We start from the raw sequence: 1,627 nt of genomic DNA, 5'->3' as shown, positions 1-1,627 counted from the left end.
CGTATGCACTGAGTGCCGAGACCGAGACGCTCAGCGCCAGTCCGGCAGCAAGGCCGATATTGCGTAAATTCCTCACTGTCTCTCTCTCCCTCTTGTTGGTCCGGAGCGTTTGCACCCGCTCCGCCTCTCCTCGAATTCAAACGGCTTCGTGGCAGTGGATCCGCCTCCCATGGATCCACCATCACCGCATGAATTTCCAGCCGGCCCGTTTCAGCCGGCCCGTTTCAGCCGGCTTGCTTCAGCGCGGCTTTTTCGGCGCGCAATTCCTCGATCGAGCGAATGCTGCGCCGTGCGGCGCCCGCCCACTCGCGGGTCTTCACCTTGGATGTCGACAGCCGCTCCCTGGCGGCCGGAACCGCATGGGCGTATTGCGGCAGCCAGGCTGCCTGGGCGACGACCATTTCGTCGACCATCTGCCAGACCTCCTCCGGCGTCGAAACCGCGCCGACCAACGGGTCATGCAGCACGGCGAGCTTCAGAAGATCGATGTCGCCCGATATCGCGGCATGCACCGACATGCGCTGGACGTTGATCGAAGCGATGCAGGTGGCGGCGCAAGCCTCCGGCAACGTGATGCCGGCGGCCATGTTGATGCCGAAACGGTCGACGAAGCCCGGCGACTCGATGATGGCATCGTGCGGCAGGTTGGTGATCACCCCATTGTTCTTGACGTTGAAGTGGCCGCGATAGACGCGGTTGGTCTCCAGCGCCTCCAATATGTGGCTGGCATGCTCGTTGGAGCGTTTCTCGCGGTCGATCGGCTTGGACGCCGCTTCGAGGAACTGCGGATATTCCGTCTCGAACCAGTTGCGGGTTTCGGTGGAGTAGCGGAGATAGCCGCCGGTCTCGCCGTGAATCCAGTCGGACATATCGATCCAGCGCGTGATCTCGTCGGGACGTTTGCGGTACCAGGGCAGATATTCGGAAAGATGACCGTTGCTTTCGGTCGAATAGACGCCGAAGCGCTTCAGGACGTCGATGCGCAGCTTCTCCTGCCTGGAATAGACCGGATGCGCCTCGAAAGCGGCCACCAGTTCATCCTTGCCAATGGGGCGGCCGTTGAGGCGCAGATCGATGAACCAGGTCTGGTGGTTGATGCCGGAACAGACATAGTCGAGCTCCTGCGTGGACTTCGCGCCAAGCACCTCGGCGATCTGCTCGGCGCCGTGCTGGACGCCGTGACAGAGCCCGACAGTGTCGACCTTGCCGTATTCGATCGCCGCCCAGGTGTTCATCGCCATCGGGTTGGCGTAGTTCAGGAATTTGACGTTCGTCTCGGCGACCTCGCGTATGTCCTTGCAGAAATCCAGGATCACCGGAATGTTGCGCTGGCCATAGAGAATGCCGCCGGCACAGATCGTATCGCCGACGCACTGGTCGATGCCGTATTTCAAGGGAATGCGGATATCGTCGGCGTAGGCTTCGAGGCCGCCGACCCGCACGCAGCTGATGACGTAGCGAGCGCCTTCGAGCGCCTTGCGGCGGTCGGTGGTCGCCGTCACCGTGGTCGGCAACCTGTTTGCCTGGACGATCCTGTCGAGGATCGCCTTGATCATCTGAAGATTGTGCTCGCTGACGTCGGTCAGCGCGAATTCGATGTCCTTGAATTCGGGCACGCACAGAATGT

At 61.5% G+C, this 1,627-nt stretch carries 1 protein-coding gene; it reads right to left on the bottom strand.

The window, feature by feature from the left end:
• Positions 1-224: 224 nt before the first annotated feature.
• Positions 225-1,627 (bottom strand): alpha-glucosidase/alpha-galactosidase (locus EN969_RS30270; protein WP_164758631.1); only part of this gene is annotated, 1,403 nt, incomplete at its 5' end.

This window comes from Mesorhizobium sp. M7A.F.Ca.CA.003.01.2.1 (genome assembly GCF_003998945.1).
Lineage (GTDB): Bacteria > Pseudomonadota > Alphaproteobacteria > Rhizobiales > Rhizobiaceae > Mesorhizobium > Mesorhizobium ciceri.
Note: the sequence above shows the minus strand (reverse complement) of the source record. Positions and strands in the feature narration are given on the sequence as shown.